The sequence below is a fragment of the Halomonas sp. DP4Y7-1 genome (assembly GCF_019800705.1).
In the GTDB taxonomy this organism is placed as follows: Bacteria; Pseudomonadota; Gammaproteobacteria; order Pseudomonadales; family Halomonadaceae; genus Halomonas; species Halomonas litopenaei_A.
The window spans coordinates 12561-31444 of record NZ_JAHVKS010000003.1 but is presented as its reverse complement, the minus strand read 5'-3'; the positions used below and the strand labels follow the sequence as shown (position 1 = coordinate 31444).

Genomic DNA, 18884 nt, shown 5'->3' with positions numbered 1-18884 from the left:
GGGTCTGCGCTGGCAGGAGCCAGCCGTGCTACGGGCAGTGTGGGGCAAGCGGGCTTCGCGCTGGACATGCAGGGACTGTCGCGACTGAAGACCAGTGCGCGCCAGCAGGATCCGGCTGCCGCCGCTGAAGCGGCGCGCCAGTTCGAGGCGATGTTCATCAACATGATGATGAAGAGCATGCGCGATGCGGTGCCCAGCAGCGGCCTGACTGAATCCCGCCAGACCCAGTATTACCAGTCCTTGCTCGACCAGCAGTGGTCGCAGACCATGGCTAGCCGTGGTATCGGCCTGGCGGATCAGCTGCTGCAGCAGCTGCGCGGGCCCCAGCCAAGCAGCGAAGAACAGCGCTCGGAGGTGGAGGCGTTGATCGCCGGGATACCGCGCGGTACCCCGCGTCCGCTGTCCAATGCATTGAGAAGCGACGCTCCGGCCGCTGATGAGGTCGAGATGCCCGCCAGCTTCCTGGATGAACTGGGCGCCGTTACCGCGGGGCTGGATCGGCAGGCAGCGGATGCCCAGATCAGCGGCCGCGAGGCACGCGACACACCGGCCCATGTCCAGGCCTTCCTCGACAAGCTGGCCGCGCCTGCCCAGGCGGCCAGTCAGGCCTCAGGCGTGCCGGCAGAGTTGATTCTGGCGCAGGCGGCCCTGGAAACCGGGTGGGGGCGTCATGAGATCGCCACCGCCGACGGCGGCAACAGCCACAACCTGTTCGGCATCAAGGCCGGTAGTCGTTGGGAGGGCCCCACGACCCGGATCACCACCCACGAGGTGGAGCAGGGGCAGCGCCTGCGCATTCGCGATGATTTCCGTGTCTACGGCTCCTTCGAGGAAGCCTTTACCGACTACGCCCGCTTGATCAGCGACAACCCGCGTTACGCCGCTGTGACCGCGGCCCCCGATGCGGAAGCGGCCGCCCACGCGCTGCAGCAGGGGGGCTACGCCACCGACCCGGCCTATGCCGCCAAGCTGATTGCGGTCATGCATACCTTCGGTCCGCTGAGTGATGCTCCCGCGGCGACCCAGGTGGCCGCCGTCGAGCGGGCCAGCGCTGATGCGAGCATCCGCCAGGCCAGCAGCAGCCAGGCAAGCGATAACAAGGCAAGCGTCAGCCAGGCCAGCGACAGCGGAGACTGGCTGGCACAGGCGGATATTGCGACGAACCCTACCCGCGTCTTCTAGACCCGCAGCACGGCAACGGACGAAATGGTGCTGTCGGCCTCAAGCCTGAAGCGGTTTGGCCGATAACGCTTCTATCGGCGAAAGGAATTCCACCATGAGCATGTTCTCCATCGGCTTGAGCGGTCTGAATGCTGCCCAGAATGCCCTGTCCACCACCAGCAACAATATCAGTAACGTCTACACCCCTGGCTACAACCGCGAGATCACGGTGTTGGGCGAGGGAAGTGGCGGTACTCAGGGGGTGCAGGTCAACGACATCGAGCGCCAGTTCAACCAGTACGTGGCGGACCAGCTCAATGGCTCGATCAGCGCCTACTCGGCGTTGAATGCCTACCAGACCCAGGTCAACCAGATCGATAGTCTGCTGGCCGACCAGGACGCCGGTCTGGCGCCGTTGATGCAGAACTTCTTCTCCTCGATGGAAGACCTGGCCTCGGCACCGTCTGATCCTGCTGCCCGTCAGGGCGTGCTGGGAGCGGCGGATACGCTGAGTGCCCAGTTCCGCGCTTTTGACAGCTACCTGCAGGACATGCAGGACGGCATCAATGGCCAGATTCGCGACGAGATCACCCAGATCAACAATCAGAGCGAGGCGCTGGCCTCCCTCAATCGCGAGATTGCCCTGGCGCGGGCCAAGACCGGCGAAGCGCCCAATGCCTTGCTCAACCAGCGCGACCAGCTGGTCACGGAAATGAGTGAGCGTATCGGGGTCGAACTGACGGTCCAGGACGGTACCTCCTACCGCGTCAATCTCCCTGGCGGTCAGCCGCTGGTGGCCGGCACTCAGTCCTATCAGTTGAAGGCGGTATCGTCTCCCAGCGACCCCCAGCGCATCGTCGTTGGCTACCAGGATCCCGGGGGTGGCCTGCAGGTGCTGGATGAAGACGGTCTGCAGGGCGGCTCCCTGGGAGGCTTGATCCAGTTCCGCTCCGAGACGCTGGATCGCACTCAGAACCAGATCGGCCAGCTGGCGGTGTCCATGGCGGTGGCCTTCAACGAACAGCACGCCCTCGGCAAAGACCTGGAGGGAATGGACGGTGGCGCGATGTTTGATATCGGCGCTCCCAGGGTTTTCACCCACGATGCCAATACGGGCAGTGCAACCCTGACGGCGAGCTTCGACACCGCCAATATCAGCGAGCTCGAGGCGGCGGACTACCAGGTGCTGGTCACCGATGCCGCGGCCACACCACCGACCTTCGAGGTCACCCGCAGCGATACCGGAGAGACGATCACCACGACCTTCGATGCGGTCGAGAACACCCTCAGTTTTGGCGGCGTGACGCTCACCATCGACGATCCCACGGCACTGGCCGATGGTGACCGTTTCGAGATTCAGCCGGTGCGTCGCGCTGCCGGTGAATTCGAGACCGCCATCAGCGATCCCGACAAGATTGCGGCTGGCCTGTCCGGAGCCAGCGGCGACAACGAAAATGCGCTGGCCATGCAGGGGCTGCAGGATGCGCTCACTGTCGGTGGCAGCGCGACGCTCAGCCAGGCCTACGCGTCACTGGTCAGCGACGTGGGCAACCGGACCAATGTGGTGCAGGTCAATCTGGCGGCGCAGCAGGGGCTGACCGAGCAGCTCAGCGCGGTCAAGCTGTCCGAGTCCGGGGTCAACCTGGATGAAGAGGCGGCCAATCTGATCCGCTATCAGCAGTATTACCAGGCGAATGCCAAGGTCATCGACACCGCTACCTCGGTGGTCGACACCATTCTTGGACTGAGAGGCTAAGGAGCATCAGGTCATGCGTATCAGCACCGTTACCATGTTTGACCAGAGCGTCAGCTCACTGAACCGTCAGCAGTCCGACTTCATGCACCTGAGCCAGCAATTGGCGACCGGGCGCCGAGTGGTCAACCCGTCGGATGATCCCCAGGCGGCCTCCCGCGCGGTGTCGGTCAGCCAGGCCCAGGCGGTGACCCAGCAGTACACCGATGCCAGGGTCAGCGCACGCAATGCGCTGTCCCAGGAAGAAAGCGTGCTCAATAGCGTCAGCGACGCGCTGGCCAGTGCCAAGACCCTGGTGATTCAGGCGGCCAACGGCACCCTCAGCGATGCCGACCGTCAGTCCATCGCCAGCGACTTGCGCGGTATCTACGAGACGATGATCGGTCAGGCCAATGCGACCGATGGCAATGGACGCTACCTGTTCGGTGGCTATGCCGATGGCAGCGAACCGTTCAAGGACTCTGGCAGTGGCATCGAGTACGCTGGCTCCGATCAGGTGCGCAAGCAGCAGGTCGACGCCTCGCGCAAGATGCCGGTGGGGGATACCGGTGCCGACATCTTCACCAGCGTGCCCAGCGGCGCGGGCTACGTGGCTGAGCAGGGCAGCACCAATGCCGGTAGCGTGACCTTTGCCGGCCCCGATGTCGTCGACACCGATAATGCCGGCTATGGCGATCGCTACCGGGTCGAGTTCGGTGGCACGGCGGATGCGCCCACCTACAGCGTGGAGGTCGATGATGGCAGCGGCAACTGGGTCAGCGCCGGCGCTGCGTTCGAGGATCAGCCCTTTGCAGCCGATGGCACCACGGTAGAGGTGGGAGGCCTGCGCCTCGAGCTCGAAGGCGAGCCTGTGGCAGGCGATACTGTCGTGTTCGGCCCCGCCGACGAGATGAACACCAACGTCTTTACCACCTTCGAGAAGGTGTTGGCGGTGCTCGAAGCGCCGGCGGACACACCCGCCCAGCAAGCGACGCTGGAGAACACCCTCAACGGCGCCATGCGCGAGCTGGACGCCAGCCTCGACAACGTGCTGACCAAGCGCGCCTCGGTCGGCGCACGGCTCAATGAGCTGGACGTGATCGACTCGGTCAGCGGCAACCGTGAACTCAACTACGCCCAGACCATGTCGGATCTGGTCGACCTGGACTACAACCAGGCGATCTCTGAGTACAGTCTGCGCCAGGTGGGCATGCAGGCCGCCCAGCAGGCCTTCATTGGCATTCGTGACCTGTCGTTGTTCAACTATCTGTAAAGGGGGTGGTGTGGGGCTTGCCCCCACGTCTCTTCCCCCCATGTCTCTTCCCATCCCCATGCAAAAACGGCGCGTCCTCTCCGGGGCGCGCTGTTTTTCTTGCCTTGGGTCTTGCGACTTCTTCTCTATTGCCTATGGGGTTTCTACGGCGACTGCCTGGCTGTGGTGACAAGAGTGGTGATCAAGAGCGGTGATCAGAAGTGCAGATCGACCCGGGTCCAGAACATGCGTCCAGGCTCGTTGATGCGCTCGTTCGCGTCGAAGCCAAAGCCCGCATCTCCGGCCACATTCAAGTGCTCGGCGTAGGTCTTGTCGAAGGCGTTATCAACACCGGCGCTCAGGGTCACTGACTCGCTGACGTCGTAGGCGCCATTGAAGGAAAGGGTGCCGAAGCCGGCGGAGTCACCAAAGTCCTTGCCGGACACGTTGCCCTTGCCCTCGTCGGTACGGTGCTGGGCGGCGACCAAGCGCCACAGTGCGCCCACCGACATGTCACCGCGGTGCCAGTTCAGGCTGAAACGGCCCTCCAGCGGTGGCATCTGTGGCAGTGCCTCGTGATCATCGGCATTGCGTCCCCAGGCATAGGCCAGGCTGGCGTCGCCGCTCAGTGCGTCGGTAAAGGCGTAGCTTGCTCCCATTTCCGCACCGGCGATCTGGGCATCGACGTTGGTCACCTGGGTATCATCTCCGCCAGGGCCGCCGTTGTAGTCGAACAGGATGAAGTCCTGCACGTAGCCGGCGTAGCCAGAGATCCAGGCGCCCAGGTGCTCACCCTGGTATTGCAGGCCGATGTCGAGCTGGGTGGTCTTTTCCGGTTCGACGCCCTCGAAGGCCGTTTCTTGACCGTTTGGCCCCAGGTTGTCGGGCTTTAGCTCCCAGAAATCGGGGAAGCGCTGGACGTGGCCGAGGCCTGCGTAGAAGGTCGCCGGTGTATCGGCCAGGTCGCGCTCATAGCGAAAGAAGCCGCTTGGCAGGCGGTCATGGCGCACCTCGCCGGCGCTGTCGCTGTGGCCTTCGTCGTTCTCGTCCTGGACCCGGTAGTAGTCATAGCGGGCGCCGCCGATCCAGCGCTCCATATCGCTTGCATACCAGGTCAGTTCACTGAAGAGTCCGGCCTGGCCTCGGGTGTAGTCCTTGTCCCAGGCGAAGTGCCCGGCGCCGAGGAAGTCGCCGTCATCGTCGATGGCGCTTCTGCGCTTGCGATGGTCCTCGGTGCTGCCGTCGATCCCGGCGATCCAGGTAAGGTCCTCGAATTCCCAGGTGGAGGCGATGCGGCCACCGCGGGTACGGCGGTCGAGCTCGCTCTCCATGCGCGGGTCATCCATGGACATGTCGCCCATGCCACCCATCTGCATGCGATCAGCCATGGCACCGGCCATCATCGGCATGCCGCCCATGCCGCCCATGCCGCCCATGCCGCCCATGCCGCCCATGCCGCCCATGCCGCCCATGCCGCCCATGCCGCCGCTGCCGTGGCCACCACCATGACCTCCGCCCATGTTCATCGGCTTGGGTTCGCGCAGACGGAAGTTGTCCATCACGTGGTCGGCGTAGGCGTAATTGAGGCTCGCTTCCAGCTTGGTCCAGTGCTCGCTCATATTGCGCTTTTCAAAGCGCAGGTCGATGGTCTCGCGCAGGAACTTGCTGCCGTCCATCATGCGCCCGGGGTAGGCGGCTTCGGCGTCACCCCGTCCGACGGCCAGCTCGAGCCAGGTGTCATCGTTGGGGGTCCAGCCCAGCGCCACGTCAGCGTTCCAGCGGTCGTCCCATTCGGAATGGATAGTGTCGCCGTCGCCGTCCTGGTAGTCGTTGGCCTCGGACTCGTTGGCGACGACGCGCAGGTAGCCGGTGTCGCCGCCGATGGCGGTGTCGATGCGGCGATCGAAGCGACCGTAGGTGCCCAGGGTGGCGCTGGCATCGAAGCGCATGCCGTCCTCATCGAGTTGCTCTGGACCACGCACGAAGTTGACGGTGGCCGCCGAGGCGCCCGGCCCGTGCAGCACCGACTGTGGCCCCTTGACCACCGTCAGCTCGTCATAGCTTTCCGGGTTGATGTAGGAGGTCGGGGTATCCATGCGATTGGGACAGGCCCCCAGCATCTCGCTGCCATTGGTCAAGATGCGCAGGCGCGAGCCGAACATGCCACGGAATACCGGGTCGCCGTTGGTGCCGCCGGTGCGCCGGGTGGCGAAGCCGGGAATGGTCTTGAGGTAGTCGGCTCCGTCGCTGGCCGGCACCGGCTGACGCGGCACACGGGGGTCGGTCACGATGGTGACCGGCGAGCTTAGGGGCACCGCGGTAATCACCATGGTCGGCGTCGACAGCAAGGGTTCGGCGCCGGAAGCGACGGTGTTGTCGATAGCGGCGTCATTGGCATACAGCGCCGGGGAGCCGGCCAGCGCCAGCGACGCCACGGTGATGGCCGTGGCCAGAGGGGCGCGCCGAGCGCGCAGGGGTTCACAGAAAGCGGTCATGGGCTTCCCTGACAGGTGCGAAAAAGCACGATGTGATCCAGGGGCCGTCAGCACTTCCGCAAGAGTGGAAGCGAGGGGCCCGTATAAAAGCCTTGGTGGTCAGGCTGGCTAGGGAAACACTGCATAAATGCCTGCGCCGCCGATTCGCTGCGTTACGCGCTGCTCGAACTCCTCACCTATACCGCATAGGCTCCGGGTTCTGCGCTGCGGGCGCCTGGCGCCTCATGCCGCTCGGCTGATTTATTCAGCGCTTCCCTAGGTCTGGATGGTCAGGGAGAGCAGGGGGGCGCCCGCGTCAACGCCTGGGGAAAGATGGCGGGGCGGGAATGGCCGCGTGCGGGCCTGTGACGGGCACCTTGGCGCCGGACCGGTCCGGCCAGGGCGGCAAGCACCAGCAGCAGGGTCAGCACCGGCACGTGCTGGTACAGCGAGCAGTAGCCGCAGGCATCGGCCAGGCCGATACCCTGGTCGGTGGCGTGGCCCTTGTGGCTATTCGCCTGGCGGCTTATGTGGCGGCTAGAGTGGCTGCTGGTGTGGTGGGCCGTGAGAACCCCCGCATCAGCGCTGGTAGGGTGAGCCGCATGATGACCGTGCATCTGTCCACCGGTGTGGCCGCTGACTTGCCCGATCAGCGGTCCCAGCACCACCAGGCACATCGCCACCAGAGCCCACCAGAGGGCATGGCGCGAACGAAAGGCGTGGGGAGGTGATGAGGGCATCGAGGGCTTACCGGTCACAAGACTGTGCCAGTCTAGCGATGTTCCGATCAGTGAGTGAGGCCTCACGCGCGGTGCGATGTCGCAGCCAGGGTGATGACGGGGCTTGGGATGTCGTGGATCAAGAGACCCTTGACGTGCCATTTAATATGTCCATAATTCCGGACATATGGACACTAAAGACTTTCAACCGACTCTCGATACCTTCGCGGCGCTGTCCCAGCCTACTCGGCTGGCGGCCTTTCGCCTGCTGGTGCGGCATGAGCCCAATGGCCTACCGGCGGGGGAATTGGCGCGCTTGCTGGAGGTGCCCCACAACACCCTATCGGCCCACCTTGGCGTGCTCAGCCGCGCTGGGCTGGTCAGCCAGCGCCGGGAAAGTCGCTCGATCGTCTATCGGGCAGATCTGGCGCACATGGCCAGGACACTCGACTTCCTGGTGCGCGATTGCTGCGCCGGACGTCCTGAGGTGTGTCATCCGCTGGCCGACCTGATGACGCCTGGCTGTAGCGACCCCACCTGACGGAGCGACCCCGACCATGACCCTGATCTATCACAACCCAGCCTGCGGTACCTCACGTAATACCCTGGCGATGCTCAAGGCCTCCGGCGAGACCCCAGAGGTCATCGAGTACCTGGTGACGCCGCCCAGCCGTGAACGCCTGGTCGCGCTGATCGATGCCATGGGCATCACGCCGAGGGCATTGCTGCGCCAGAAAGGGACGCCCTACGCAGAGCTGGGCCTTGAACAGCCGCACCTGTCGGACGAGGCGTTGATCGACGCCATGATGGCGCATCCCATCCTGATCAATCGGCCCATCGTGGTCACCGACCTGGGCACCGCCTTGTGCCGGCCCTCCGAGCGCGTGCTAGACCTGCTGGCGGCTCCGCTGTCGCGGGTGGGTGGCACCTTCACCAAGGAAGATGGCGATATCGTGACCCTCAAGGAGGGCAACTCATGACCGCAGCATCCTTGTTGCATGATCTGCCGAACATTGATCCCGAGCACTTCCAGGCCATCGATGTAGATGCCCTGGTACCCGCCGATGCTCCGCGCCATGCCCCGCGCATTCTGGTGCTGTACGGCTCGCTGCGCGAGCGCTCCTACTCGCGCCTGGTCGCCGAGGAGGCGGCGCGGCTGCTGACGGCTTTCGGCGCAGAGGTGCGCACGTTTTGCCCGGCAGGACTGCCGTTGCCTGACGGCGCCGAGGCCGATCATCCCAAGGTGGCCGAGCTGCGTGAGCTAGCGACCTGGGCCGAAGGCATGGTGTGGGTCAGTCCGGAACGCCATGGCGCCATGACCTCGGTGATGAAGGCACAGATCGACTGGCTGCCGCTGTCACTGGGCGGGGTACGTCCCACCCAGGGCAAGACCCTGGCGTTGATGCAGGTATGTGGCGGTAGTCAGAGCTTCAATAGCGTCAACCAGATGCGCATTCTGGGGCGCTGGATGCGCATGCTGACCATCCCTAATCAGTCCTCGGTGCCTAAGGCATTCAATGAATTCAACGAGGCGGGCCGGATGCGTCTGTCACCGTTGTATCTGCGTATCGTTGATGTCTGCGAAGAGCTGGTGAAGTTCACCTGGCTTAATCGCGACCGTGCGCGCTACCTGACCCAGCGCTACTCCGAGCGAGTGGAAAGCGCCGAAGCGCTGTCGGCGCGGGTCAATCAGGACAGTCTTTGACAGGGAGTCGAGCATGTTGGCCTTTGCTATTTTTGTGGTGACCCTGGTGCTGGTGATCTGGCAGCCGAAGGGGCTCGGCATCGGTACCAGCGCCCTCGGCGGCGCGCTGGTTGCCCTGGTGGCTGGCGTCGTCGACCTGCCCGATGTGCTGGTGGTATGGGATATCGTGTGGGACGCGACCTTCACCTTTGTCGCCCTGATCCTGATCTCGCTGATCCTGGATGAGGCCGGGTTCTTTGCCTGGGCGGCGCTGCACGTGGCCCGTTGGGGCGGTGGCAACGGCCGTCGCCTGTTTCCGCTGATTATCTTGCTGGGGGCGGTCATCGCGGCCTTCTTTGCCAACGATGGTGCGGCGCTTCTACTGACGCCCATCGTCATGGCCATTCTGGTCCGCCTCAAGTTTTCTCCCCAGGCGTCATTGGCCTTCATCATCGCCACGGGCTTTGTTGCCGACTCCACCAGCCTGCCGTTGATCATCTCCAACCTGGTCAACATCGTCAGCGCCAACTACTTCGACATTTCCTTCAATCGTTACGCCATGGTGATGGTGCCGGTGGACCTGGTGTCGCTGGCGGCCACCCTGGTGGTACTGGGCTGGATGTTTCGTCGCGACATTCCTGGGCAGTACGACGTGGCCTTGCTGGAAGAGCCGCGTCAGGCGATTCGCGACCCGCTGGTGTTTCGCGCCGCTTTTCCGGTGCTGACGGCGCTGCTGGTGGCCTTCTTTGTCACCGCACCGCTGGGCGTGCCGGTGGCGGTGGTGACCGGATCCGCCGCGCTGATCCTGGTGGCGCTGGCGGGGCGCTGGGTCCAGGGTGGGCGTAGCGTGATCTCCCTGCCCAAGGTGTTCAAGGGAGCGCCCTGGCAGATCGTGCTGTTCTCCGTGGGCATGTACTTGGTGGTCTACGGGCTCGGCAATGCCTGGCTGACGGCAGATGCCAGCGCCCTGCTGACCTGGCTGGGTGAACAGGGCACCCTGGTAGCCACCCTGGGGACCGGCTTGGCGTCGGCGCTGCTGGCGTCGGTCATGAACAACATGCCGTCCACCCTGGTTGGAGCGCTGGCCATCGACCAGGCCCAGGTCAGCGATCTGACCCGGGAGCTGATGGTCTACGCCAATGTGATCGGCAACGATCTCGGACCCAAGTTCACCCCCATCGGTAGCCTGGCGACGCTGCTGTGGCTGCACGTACTGGCCGACAAGGGCACCCATATCAGCTGGGGGCAGTACATGAAGGTCGGCATCGTCATGACCCCGCCCGTGCTGCTGGCGGCACTGCTGGCGCTATGGCTGTGGTTGCCGGTGGTATCGCCGTGAAGCCGCCACCGGGCTGACTCTCGTTGCAGGCCAGTCCGGCAGCAGTCGACCGAACATCTGCATCGCCCGATATCTCTTGCGTTCGACATCAACGTCGTCCGTTTTTAGCCAGACGATGCCCAAGCGACACTGTCGTTGAAAGGTAGCCTTCCAAGGTGATGTCTTAATCCCATGTTCAAGACGCACTGCAGGAAGGCATTATCGAAGCGCAGTGTCCAAATACTGCTCGCTGCTGTACCGTTCGGGTAAGTCCGGATCGGATATACGCTAAATTAGCCGTGAATAAAATATTCGCTAGCTAGGCTAGCCTTTCAGTCGCCTTCAGCAGCGTTTTTCCTCTGGCGGGCTTACGCTTGGCCCCTGCCTCGTTGATTTCTTACGGCTGGTGTCTTCGGCCTTTTGGTAGATACCTCCTAGGTCGAAAAGTATTACCTTCTTCTGGCCACATTCTTCTAGTACTTCTGGGGTAGTCGCTGCAGGCAATATTTTGCCAAAACAATCATTAAGTTACAGGATGTCATATCGTTATTCTTTCGTAGAGGGATACGTCTTCCTGCTATTCTTTTGAGAGGCCTCAAGCCTTTTTTTTGTAATGTTTTATGTGTATGGGTGTTGATTGCTTTCAACTTTATTTATAAGTAAAAATATTTTTCCATGTTGCGTCTTATCATCGATGAGTGTTTTTTTATTTGGAAATTTTTATATAAAAAAGGGATGGGGCTTTACTTCCTTTAGTCCTCGATATCTCCTCTACGAAGCAAGTGCATATACAACGTTATCTCTTCATGAGTTACGAAAGGAATGACTCGGATTCCGTAGTGTTTGATAAAAATGATCAGGTGATGGTTAGGGATAGTCTTGACTTTTCCTGCAAGGCCTAGTCGTAAGAGTTGCTTGCTTTATGGTGCTGTGTATTTATCAAAATATTGATTTTTATGTATTTTTTTGTCTTCCCGTGCGCTTTCGAGTAAGAGCTAATGGTTAAAGCTTGTCAATGGAAAATCTTTGTAAAAGATCTGAAAAATTGTTGTGAAAAAATAAAAATTAATAAAGGAGTGTATGGAATCCTCATTTGCTACACATTACACTGTGCGCCCGCGAAAGAAACAGAATTTTTTATCGATTATCTAGCGTTGAATGGGCTGTCAGGGTGACGGCTGGAGTGGCAAGGGAATTGCCCGGAATCAATCCCAGGGCGGTAGCGTGCCAAAATTTTGCTCAAGCGGGTGCGGCGTCACTGGATTTGGGTTAGCGGTATCGCAGCGTTGCGCCCGGTTCTACTGTCAAGTCAGGCTTTTTCTGGTAAGAGCCACTCCATGGGTCCCCAGAGGCCTGAGCCGTAGGCGTTAGCTGCGTGGTCCCCTCTCTCATACCGCTCTGTGAGACACTACCGCACTGAATAAGGTTAGACGGTGCTGGTCTTGTGCACCGTTTGTAGATTTATCGTTGTCGCCCTCGTGGGCATCGCAAGTGCTATCAGGACACGTCATGTCAAACGAAACAACACGCCATACGCCACGCGTTGCGTGGCTGGGTGCCATGGGGGCGCTGTTGCTGCTCAGCGGCTGCGTCATGCAGCCTGCAACATCGACCAACCCGAGTGGCTCGGTCATCGTCGGTCAGCCCCAGGGCACCTCACTGGATGCCAGCCTCAACGGCTTTCTCGCCAATGCGCCCGCCGGGGCGATCGTCAATCTTGCCTCCAGCCCCTGGGGTGGGGCCGTCGAGGTCATGGCCGATGCGCCCTACCGGGCCGCCAGTGGTCGACTCTGCCGTCACCTGACAGTGCAGCGCCAGTCCAATGCTTCTCAGCAAGATGTGGTCGCCTGTGAAACACCTAGTGGCTGGGTCTCCCATCGTCGGGTAACGGCGCTTTACAACGGTATGGAGCCAAGTCTATGAGCCTTCAACCGATGAGTCCGCGAGTCACCGGCCTCAAGGCACTGCTGCTGGCGTTGCCCATCGCGGCTGTTTCGCTGTCCGCCCAGGCTCAGAGCATCAGCCAGCCGGGCGAGGTGCTGCCGCAATCACAGCAGGCCGAGCAGGTGCCCGAGCAGATCGACTCAAGCCCCCGCGCCGACTGGTCCAACGACAATTACGGCCCGGTGGCCCGCGCGCCCAAGGCCGACATGGAAGCACTGCCGCCGTTTGGCGCCAACCTGTTCGAGGGCGGTTTTCGCGGCACGATGGCCGACGGCCTGAACGCCGACTACCGGATCAAGCCCGGTGATCAGATCACCTTGCGTGCCTGGGGCGCGGTCGAGTTTGATCGGGTCATGCCGGTCGACGCCCAGGGCAACATCTTCATTCCCTCCATCGGGCCTCTGGCGGTGCAAGGTTTGAGCAACGGTCAGCTCGACGGCCGCGTGCGCCAGGCGATCCAGAGCGTCTACCCCGAAAACGTCCAGGTCTACACCAACCTGCAAGGGGTGCAGCCGGTGGGCGTGTTCGTCACCGGTTACGTGGAGAACCCGGGACGCTTCGCCGGAACGCCCTCGGACTCGGTGCTTTACTTCCTCGATCAGGCTGGCGGCATCGACAACGCCCTGGGCAGCTACCGCAGCATTCGCGTGATGCGCCAGGGGCGCACCATCGCCAATATCGATCTTTACGACTTCTTGTTGCGTGGGGATCTGCCGCGTCCGCAGCTTCGCGACGGTGACACCGTCGTGGTCGAGGAGCGTGGCCCCGCCATCGCGGTGACCGGTGACGTCGAGCGCGAGTATCGCTACGAACTGCTGGGCACCAGCCTGGGCGGTCGCGACATCGTCGACCTGGCACGCCTCAAGAGCGGTGTCTCTCACGTGCTGCTGCGCGGTGACCGGCCGTCCGGGCCCTTCGCCACCTACGTGTCACTGGACGAGTTCGCCAGCTACAACGTGCACAGCGGTGACGAGGTGCTGTTCAGCGCCGATGGCCGCGCCGAGACCATCGTCGTTTCGCTGGAAGGCAGCTTCTTCGGTCCCTCGCGCTACGCCCTGCCGCGTAACGCCCGCCTTGGCGAGTTCCTCGACGCCATCGCGGTACCGGCGGACATGACCGCCGAAGAGAGCGTCTCGATCAAGCGCGAGAGTGTCGCCGTCCAGCAAGAGGACGCGCTTAAGGAAAGCCTGCGTCGGCTCGAGACCACGTACTTAGGCGCCTCCTCTTCCACCAACGAGGAAGCGCAGATCCGCGTGCGCGAGGCCGAGCTGATCCAGAAGTTCGTTGAGCGTGCGCGGACGCTGGAGCCCAGCGGTCGTCTGGTGGTGGCCCACGATGCAGGCATCAGCGACATTCGCCTGCAGGACGGTGACGTCATCACCCTGCCGGAGGTCACCGATTCGGTGCTGATCAGCGGCGAAGTGGTGGTGCCTCAGGCGGTGGTGTATCGCTCCGGCCAGGACGTGTGGGACTACATCAACGGCGCCGGTGGCCTGACCCAGCGTGGCGACGACGACCATATCCTGGTGGTGCGCCAGAACGGTGCGGTGCGTAACGCCGAGGACGTGACCCTGCGCCCAGGTGACGAGATCCTGGTGATGCCGGAAGTGCCGACCAAGAATCTGCAATTGGCCACCAGCTTGACCCAGATCCTCTACCAGATCGCCGTCGCCACCAAGGTGGCAGTGGACCTCTAATGGCGCAGTCTGACTCACCCCAAGCTGGCCGCCCGCGAGGCGGCCACTCTGCGTTCAAGCCGCGTTCGTCCTGGGCAGTGACCCGAAGCGTGTGGTACGCCATGTTCATGCGCGAGGCCATCTCGCGCACCATGGCCGACCGCATGGGCTGGTTCTGGATGCTCGCCGAGCCCATGGCGTTCATTCTCATTATGGTAGGTATTCGCAGCTTTATCCGCGGTGATCGACTCATCGTGGGGGCGCCCTTTATTCCGTGGATGGTGGTCGGCCTAATGGGGTTCTTCCTGGTGCGTGAGGGAATGATGAGGGCCCTAGGCGCCATCGATGCCAGCCAGGCCTTGTTTGCCTATCGTCAGGTGCAGCCCATCGACCCGGTGCTGGTGCGCAACTTTCTTGAAGGGATGCTGCGTACCTTTATTTTTATGATCTTTATTGTCGGCGCCTTGATGCTTGGCGTCGATATGACGCCGGACGATGCCATTCACGCCATGGCTGGTTGGTTGTCACTGTGGTGCCTGGGGCTTGGGGTCGGGTTGATTGTCTCTGTGCTCGGCACCTTGGTGAAGGAGGTCGCCATCATCGTGCGGATGATCACCCTGCCGCTGCTGATCTTGTCCGGCGTCATCATGCCGCTGAATCATCTGCCCCACTGGCTGCTCGAATACCTGATGCTCAACCCCATCGTCCACGGGCTCGAGTTTATCCGCCACGGTTTCTTCGATGGCTACAAGGTGGTCCATGGCACCAGCATGCTGTACTTCTGGCTGTTTACCCTGGCCACCATCTCGCTGGGTCTGATCCTGCAGATTCGCTTTCGTGACAAGTTGAAAGCCAAATGATCGAAGTTCGCAACCTCTACAAGCGTTACCAGAAGCACAGCCGCAGTGCCTGGGTGCTCAAGGACATCAACTTCGTCATTCCCCGTGGTACCAGCGTCGGACTGCTGGGGCGCAATGGTGCGGGCAAGTCGACCCTGCTCAAATTGATTGCGGGAATGGATACGCCGAACCGTGGTGAGATCATTCGCCAGGCCAGCGTGTCCTGGCCTATCGGCCTGAGCGGTGGCTTTCAGGGCTCCATGACCGGGCGGCAGAACGTCAAGTTCGTGGCCCGTGTCCACGGCGGTGGTCGTGACGTTAACGAGATCATTGCGCGGGTCGAAGCCTTCGCCGAGATCGGCAAGGCCTTCGATGAGCCGATCCGTACCTATTCGTCGGGCATGCGCTCTCGTCTCAACTTCGGGCTTTCACTGGCCTTTGACTTCGACGTCTACCTATCCGACGAGGCCACCTCGGTGGGAGATCGCGCCTTTAAGGCCAAGGCCACCAAGGCGTTCAAGGATAAGGTAGGCGAGGCCAGCCTGGTCATGGTGTCCCATAGCGAGGGGATCCTGAAGGACCTGTGTCAGTCCGGAGTCTACCTCAAGGATGGCGAGGCCATCTGGTATGACGATATCAATGACGCCATTGGCCACTACCACGAAGAGACCGATAAGGCGGCTGCTGATCGCAAGGCATAAGGCCTGCGATGTTTGTCTTCAGGTTTGTTCCTACCGTTATAAACCATCAAGGATGACACGGGCCTCTCGAGGCGCCGTCATCGATGTACTGGATGATGTCTTCATGACCGGCTTTATCAAGCGCAATCCTCACTGGGCCCTGGCCCTGATCTCGATCGTTGTGGTGTCCTTCTACTGGTTGGTGTGGGCCGAGGATCGCTACGTCTCGCGGGCCACGGTGGTGCTGGAAAGCCCGCAGATCGCCCAGCCGGAGCTGTCCTTTTCATCGCTACTGACCGGCAGCAAGAACGACAGTGATCTGCTGCTGCTGCGCGAATATCTGCTATCCGTTGATATGCTCAAGCAGGTGCAGGATGAGCTGGACTTTCGCACCCACTTCAGCGAGAACGGCGACGTCTTCGCCTCGCTGTGGAACGCCGAAGCGCCGATCGAGACACTGCACGAGTACTACCTGAAACGCGTCTCCGTAGAGATGGACGAATACGCCGGCGTGCTGGAGGTCCGTGCGGAGGCCTACACGCCGGAGTTTGCCAACGAGCTGGTCGCGCTTTTGCTGAAGGCCGGCGAGCAGCACATGAACGAGATGGGCCAGCGCCTGGCGACCGAGCAGGTCGAGTTTCTGGAGTCCCAGCTCGAACGGCTCGACGAGCGCCTGGAAGAGGCGCGCTCTGGCCTGCTGGCCTACCAGAACGAGCACGGTCTGGTGTCACCCACCGCCACCATGGAAAGTCTGAATCAGGTGGTCGCCACCCTGGAAGGCGAACTGGCACGGCTTCGCGCCCAGAAAAATGCTCTGCGCAGCTTCTCCAGTGCGAGCTCGGCCGAGGTCGTGCGTGTAGAAAGCGAGATAGCCGCTCTGCGCGAGCAGATCGATAGCGAACGCTCGCGGCTTGCCCAGGCGACCGGGGATGCGCTCAACCGTACCGCCTCGGAGTACAAGACCCTGGAGCTCAAGGCGGAGTTCGCCCAGCAGACCTATTCCAACGCCCTGGCCGCACTGGAAAGCACGCGCATCGAGGCGGCGCGCAAGTTGAAGCAGGTCAGCGTGCTGCAGAGCCCGCTATTTCCGGAGTACCCGACCAGCCCCAAGCGACTCTACAACGCTACGGTGTTTGCCATCGTCGTGATCTTCCTAGCGTTCATCGCCAGCATGCTGATGCTGATCATCCGTGACCACCGGGACTGAGGACGGGCGATGCACAGCGAATGGGTGACAACGAGTAGCCTCGAACAGACAGGCTTTCGCGCCGGTGATGGTGGTAGTGTGGTGGTCACCGGCGGCGCAGGCTTTATCGGCTCCTGCCTGGTGTTGCGGCTATTGGCTGAGACGGACTACCGGGTCATCAACGTCGACAAGCTGACCTACGCCGGTAACCTGCATTCGCTGGCCGAGGTAGCGGACCACCCGCGGTACCATTTTCGTCGCGTCGACATCTGTGATGCCAAGTCGCTGGAGGCAGTGTTTACCGAATTTTCCCCTGATGTGGTCTTTCACCTGGCGGCGGAAAGCCATGTCGATCGCTCCATCGATGGCTCCGCTGAGTTCATGCAGACCAACCTGATCGGTACCTGGCAATTGCTTGAGGCCAGCCGGAAACACTGGGCGAGGCTTGAGCGACAGCACCCGGACAGGGCGGAGGCCTTCCGGCTGGTGCATGTCTCCACTGATGAGGTGTTTGGTGATCTGGGGCAAGACATGGGGCAAGACATGGGAGCGGACCCGTGTGAAAAGCCGGGTGCACAGTCGGGCGAGAGCAACGCCCTGTTTCGCGAAGACACCCCCTACGCGCCCAGCTCTCCCTATTCGGCCAGCAAGGCGGGCGCCGATCATCTGGTCAGGGCCTGGGCGAGAACCTATGGCCTGCCGGTGCTGGTGACCAACTGCTCCAATAACTACGGGCCGCGGCAGTTCCCGGAAAAGCTAATACCTAGGGCCATCCTCAATGCCTTGTCGGGCAGGCCGATCCCGGTCTATGGCGATGGCCGCCAGACCCGTGACTGGCTTTACGTGGAGGACCACGTGAGTGCCTTGCTGCAGGTGCTGGAAAAGGGCGTTCCCGGCGAGACCTATAACATCGGTGGCCATAACGAAAAACGCAACCTGGCGGTGGTCGAGGCGATCTGTGAACTGCTGGATGGTGCTCTCGCAGACAGGCCGAAGGGAATCGTCTCCCACAAGGAGCTGATCGAATTCGTGGAGGACCGTCCGGGCCACGATCTGCGCTACGCCATTGATGCCGGCAAGATTCAGCGCGAGCTTGGCTGGACGCCTAGCCACACCTTTGAACGCGGTCTCGAGAAGACAGTGGGCTGGTACCTGGCGTCACCGCAGTGGTGGCAAGTGATTCTGGATGGGAGTTATCAGGACGGCAGTGGGCAGCAAGAGTTGTCTCTTTCCCCTTCGCTCAAGAAGGGGGCTTGCGATGGTCGCTAGTGCTTCACCGTGGCTGCTGCTGGGCGCGACGGGCCAAGTAGGCTTTGAGCTTGCCAGAACGCTATGGTGGCTGGGTGATGGCCATGCGCCTGACCGCACCCGGCTCGACCTGAGCGATCTTGAGTGCGTCGAGGCCTGGCTGGCCGAACATCTTCCCGCCGTGGTTGTCAACGCAGCCGCCTACACCGCGGTAGACCAGGCCGAGCAGGACTCCTCCCAGGCATTCTTGCTGAATGCTCGTTTGCCAGCGCTGCTTGCTGACTACTGCGCAGCGCAGGGCGCCCTGCTGGTTCACTATTCCAGCGACTACGTCTACAGCGGCGAGGGAAATGCGCCCTGGCGGGAGAGCGACGTCGTGCTCCCTCTGTCGGCCTACGGGCGCAGCAAGCTCGCGGGGGACCAGGCGATCATCGATAGCGGCTGTGATCACCTTACCTTCAGGACCAGTTGGGTCTACAGCGAGCGCGGGCGTAACTTCGTAAAGACCATGCTGCGCCTTGGTAGTGATCATGATAGCTCGCACGCAAGCCAGCATGACAGCCTGCGGGTCGTCAGCGACCAATGGGGCGCCCCGACCTCCGCCAGGATGATCGCCGAGGCCACGTCGCTGGCGCTGCAGCGCTACCGGCAGGACCCGAGCGTGGCGGGGCTTTATCATCTTGCCCCCCAGGGCACGACCAGCTGGCATGGGGTCGCCTGCGAGATCTTTCGCCAGGGGCCGGAGCTTGGCCACGCGCTTCGCATAACGCCGGAACGCATCATAGCCATTGCCAGCGATGACTACCCCACTAGCGCACGGCGGCCTCTCAACTCGCGTCTGGACACGTCACGCTTCGCCAACACCTTCGAGGTGGTGCTGCCGTCCTGGCAGGCGCTACTCAAGCAGACGCTGCAGACCATGCATCGGTCATCATGAATCGCCCTTCACCTGTATTCGCCGTCACTCGTCC

Annotated in this window: 16 protein-coding genes; 14 read left to right on the top strand and 2 right to left on the bottom strand. The window is 62.0% G+C overall.

Annotated elements, in window-relative coordinates; translation table 11 throughout:
- Window positions 1–66 precede the first annotated feature (66 nt).
- From flgJ to flgL, 3 genes are all read left to right on the top strand, one after another.
- Window positions 67–1182 (top strand): flagellar assembly peptidoglycan hydrolase FlgJ, encoded by a 1116-nt coding sequence (flgJ, locus tag KUV72_RS06520; RefSeq protein ID WP_261317415.1) that lies wholly within the window; start codon window positions 67–69, stop codon window positions 1180–1182.
- A gap of 94 nt (window positions 1183–1276) precedes the next feature.
- A complete protein-coding gene (gene flgK, locus KUV72_RS06515) occupies window positions 1277–2917 on the top strand; it encodes a flagellar hook-associated protein FlgK (protein ID WP_222237832.1) in 1641 nt (546 codons plus the stop codon).
- Window positions 2918–2930: 13 nt separating this feature from the next.
- Window positions 2931–4166: a flagellar hook-associated protein FlgL gene (flgL, locus tag KUV72_RS06510; protein ID WP_222237831.1), complete on the top strand. Its 1236-nt coding sequence runs from the start codon at window positions 2931–2933 to the stop codon at window positions 4164–4166.
- A gap of 194 nt (window positions 4167–4360) precedes the next feature.
- Here flgL and KUV72_RS06505 read toward each other — a convergent pair whose 3' ends face one another.
- Window positions 4361–6640, bottom strand: a complete 2280-nt coding sequence (locus KUV72_RS06505; protein ID WP_222237830.1) for a TonB-dependent receptor domain-containing protein — start codon at window positions 6638–6640, stop codon at window positions 4361–4363.
- Between the two features lie 269 nt (window positions 6641–6909).
- Window positions 6910–7359, bottom strand: coding sequence for a DUF2946 family protein (locus tag KUV72_RS06500; RefSeq protein ID WP_222237829.1), 450 nt, complete (start codon window positions 7357–7359; stop codon window positions 6910–6912).
- Window positions 7360–7525: 166 nt separating this feature from the next.
- On the opposite strand from KUV72_RS06500, the gene KUV72_RS06495 reads away from it, so the two are divergent.
- The 11 genes from KUV72_RS06495 (at window position 7526) to rfbD (ending at window position 18850) form a co-directional block, all read left to right on the top strand.
- Entirely contained in the window at window positions 7526–7879 is a 354-nt protein-coding gene (locus KUV72_RS06495) for an ArsR/SmtB family transcription factor (RefSeq protein WP_206941852.1), read from the top strand.
- Between the two features lie 16 nt (window positions 7880–7895).
- Window positions 7896–8318, top strand: coding sequence for an arsenate reductase (glutaredoxin) (gene arsC, locus KUV72_RS06490; RefSeq protein WP_206941850.1), 423 nt, complete (start codon window positions 7896–7898; stop codon window positions 8316–8318).
- On the top strand, window positions 8315–9043 hold the full coding sequence (arsH, locus tag KUV72_RS06485; protein ID WP_222162361.1) for an arsenical resistance protein ArsH: 729 nt from the start codon (window positions 8315–8317) through the stop codon (window positions 9041–9043). The genes arsC and arsH overlap by 4 nt, the downstream gene beginning before the upstream one ends.
- 13 nt (window positions 9044–9056) lie before the next feature.
- Window positions 9057–10361, top strand: coding sequence for an arsenic transporter (locus KUV72_RS06480; RefSeq protein WP_222237828.1), 1305 nt, complete (start codon window positions 9057–9059; stop codon window positions 10359–10361).
- Window positions 10362–11849: 1488 nt separating this feature from the next.
- Entirely contained in the window at window positions 11850–12263 is a 414-nt protein-coding gene (locus KUV72_RS06475) for a DVU3141 family protein (protein ID WP_222237827.1), read from the top strand.
- On the top strand, window positions 12260–13981 hold the full coding sequence (locus tag KUV72_RS06470; RefSeq protein ID WP_222237826.1) for a polysaccharide biosynthesis/export family protein: 1722 nt from the start codon (window positions 12260–12262) through the stop codon (window positions 13979–13981). The genes KUV72_RS06475 and KUV72_RS06470 overlap by 4 nt, the downstream gene beginning before the upstream one ends.
- A 101-nt stretch (window positions 13982–14082) precedes the next feature.
- Window positions 14083–14820, top strand: a complete 738-nt coding sequence (locus KUV72_RS06465) for an ABC transporter permease (RefSeq protein WP_261317414.1) — start codon at window positions 14083–14085, stop codon at window positions 14818–14820.
- Complete coding sequence (locus KUV72_RS06460; protein WP_222237824.1) at window positions 14817–15500, top strand: ABC transporter ATP-binding protein; 684 nt, start codon at window positions 14817–14819, stop codon at window positions 15498–15500. The genes KUV72_RS06465 and KUV72_RS06460 overlap by 4 nt, the downstream gene beginning before the upstream one ends.
- Window positions 15501–15552: 52 nt before the next feature.
- On the top strand, window positions 15553–16686 hold the full coding sequence (locus tag KUV72_RS06455) for a chain-length determining protein (RefSeq protein ID WP_261317381.1): 1134 nt from the start codon (window positions 15553–15555) through the stop codon (window positions 16684–16686).
- A 9-nt stretch (window positions 16687–16695) separates the two neighbouring features.
- Window positions 16696–17934 (top strand): dTDP-glucose 4,6-dehydratase, encoded by a 1239-nt coding sequence (locus KUV72_RS06450; RefSeq protein WP_222237823.1) that lies wholly within the window; start codon window positions 16696–16698, stop codon window positions 17932–17934.
- Window positions 17924–18850, top strand: coding sequence for a dTDP-4-dehydrorhamnose reductase (gene rfbD / locus KUV72_RS06445; protein ID WP_222237822.1), 927 nt, complete (start codon window positions 17924–17926; stop codon window positions 18848–18850). The genes KUV72_RS06450 and rfbD overlap by 11 nt, the downstream gene beginning before the upstream one ends.
- The last annotated feature ends 34 nt before the right edge of the window (window positions 18851–18884 follow it).

Excerpts from the sequence above, each read along its gene's own strand:
- KUV72_RS06465 (WP_261317414.1), top strand. The coding sequence starts at position 14,083 with ATGTTCATGCGCGAGGCCATCTCGCGCACCATGGCCGACCGCATGGGC.
- arsC (WP_206941850.1), top strand. The coding sequence starts at position 7,896 with ATGACCCTGATCTATCACAACCCAGCCTGCGGTACCTCACGTAATACC.
- KUV72_RS06460 (WP_222237824.1), top strand. The coding sequence starts at position 14,817 with ATGATCGAAGTTCGCAACCTCTACAAGCGTTACCAGAAGCACAGCCGC.
- KUV72_RS06455 (WP_261317381.1), top strand. The coding sequence starts at position 15,553 with ATGACACGGGCCTCTCGAGGCGCCGTCATCGATGTACTGGATGATGTC.
- flgK (WP_222237832.1), top strand. The coding sequence starts at position 1,277 with ATGAGCATGTTCTCCATCGGCTTGAGCGGTCTGAATGCTGCCCAGAAT.
- KUV72_RS06470 (WP_222237826.1), top strand. The coding sequence starts at position 12,260 with ATGAGCCTTCAACCGATGAGTCCGCGAGTCACCGGCCTCAAGGCACTG.
- KUV72_RS06450 (WP_222237823.1), top strand. The coding sequence starts at position 16,696 with ATGCACAGCGAATGGGTGACAACGAGTAGCCTCGAACAGACAGGCTTT.
- KUV72_RS06480 (WP_222237828.1), top strand. The coding sequence starts at position 9,057 with ATGTTGGCCTTTGCTATTTTTGTGGTGACCCTGGTGCTGGTGATCTGG.
- arsH (WP_222162361.1), top strand. The coding sequence starts at position 8,315 with ATGACCGCAGCATCCTTGTTGCATGATCTGCCGAACATTGATCCCGAG.
- KUV72_RS06505 (WP_222237830.1), bottom strand. The coding sequence starts at position 6,640 with ATGACCGCTTTCTGTGAACCCCTGCGCGCTCGGCGCGCCCCTCTGGCC.
- KUV72_RS06475 (WP_222237827.1), top strand. The coding sequence starts at position 11,850 with ATGTCAAACGAAACAACACGCCATACGCCACGCGTTGCGTGGCTGGGT.
- KUV72_RS06500 (WP_222237829.1), bottom strand. The coding sequence starts at position 7,359 with ATGCCCTCATCACCTCCCCACGCCTTTCGTTCGCGCCATGCCCTCTGG.
- KUV72_RS06495 (WP_206941852.1), top strand. The coding sequence starts at position 7,526 with ATGGACACTAAAGACTTTCAACCGACTCTCGATACCTTCGCGGCGCTG.
- rfbD (WP_222237822.1), top strand. The coding sequence starts at position 17,924 with ATGGTCGCTAGTGCTTCACCGTGGCTGCTGCTGGGCGCGACGGGCCAA.
- flgJ (WP_261317415.1), top strand. The coding sequence starts at position 67 with ATGCAGGGACTGTCGCGACTGAAGACCAGTGCGCGCCAGCAGGATCCG.
- flgL (WP_222237831.1), top strand. The coding sequence starts at position 2,931 with ATGCGTATCAGCACCGTTACCATGTTTGACCAGAGCGTCAGCTCACTG.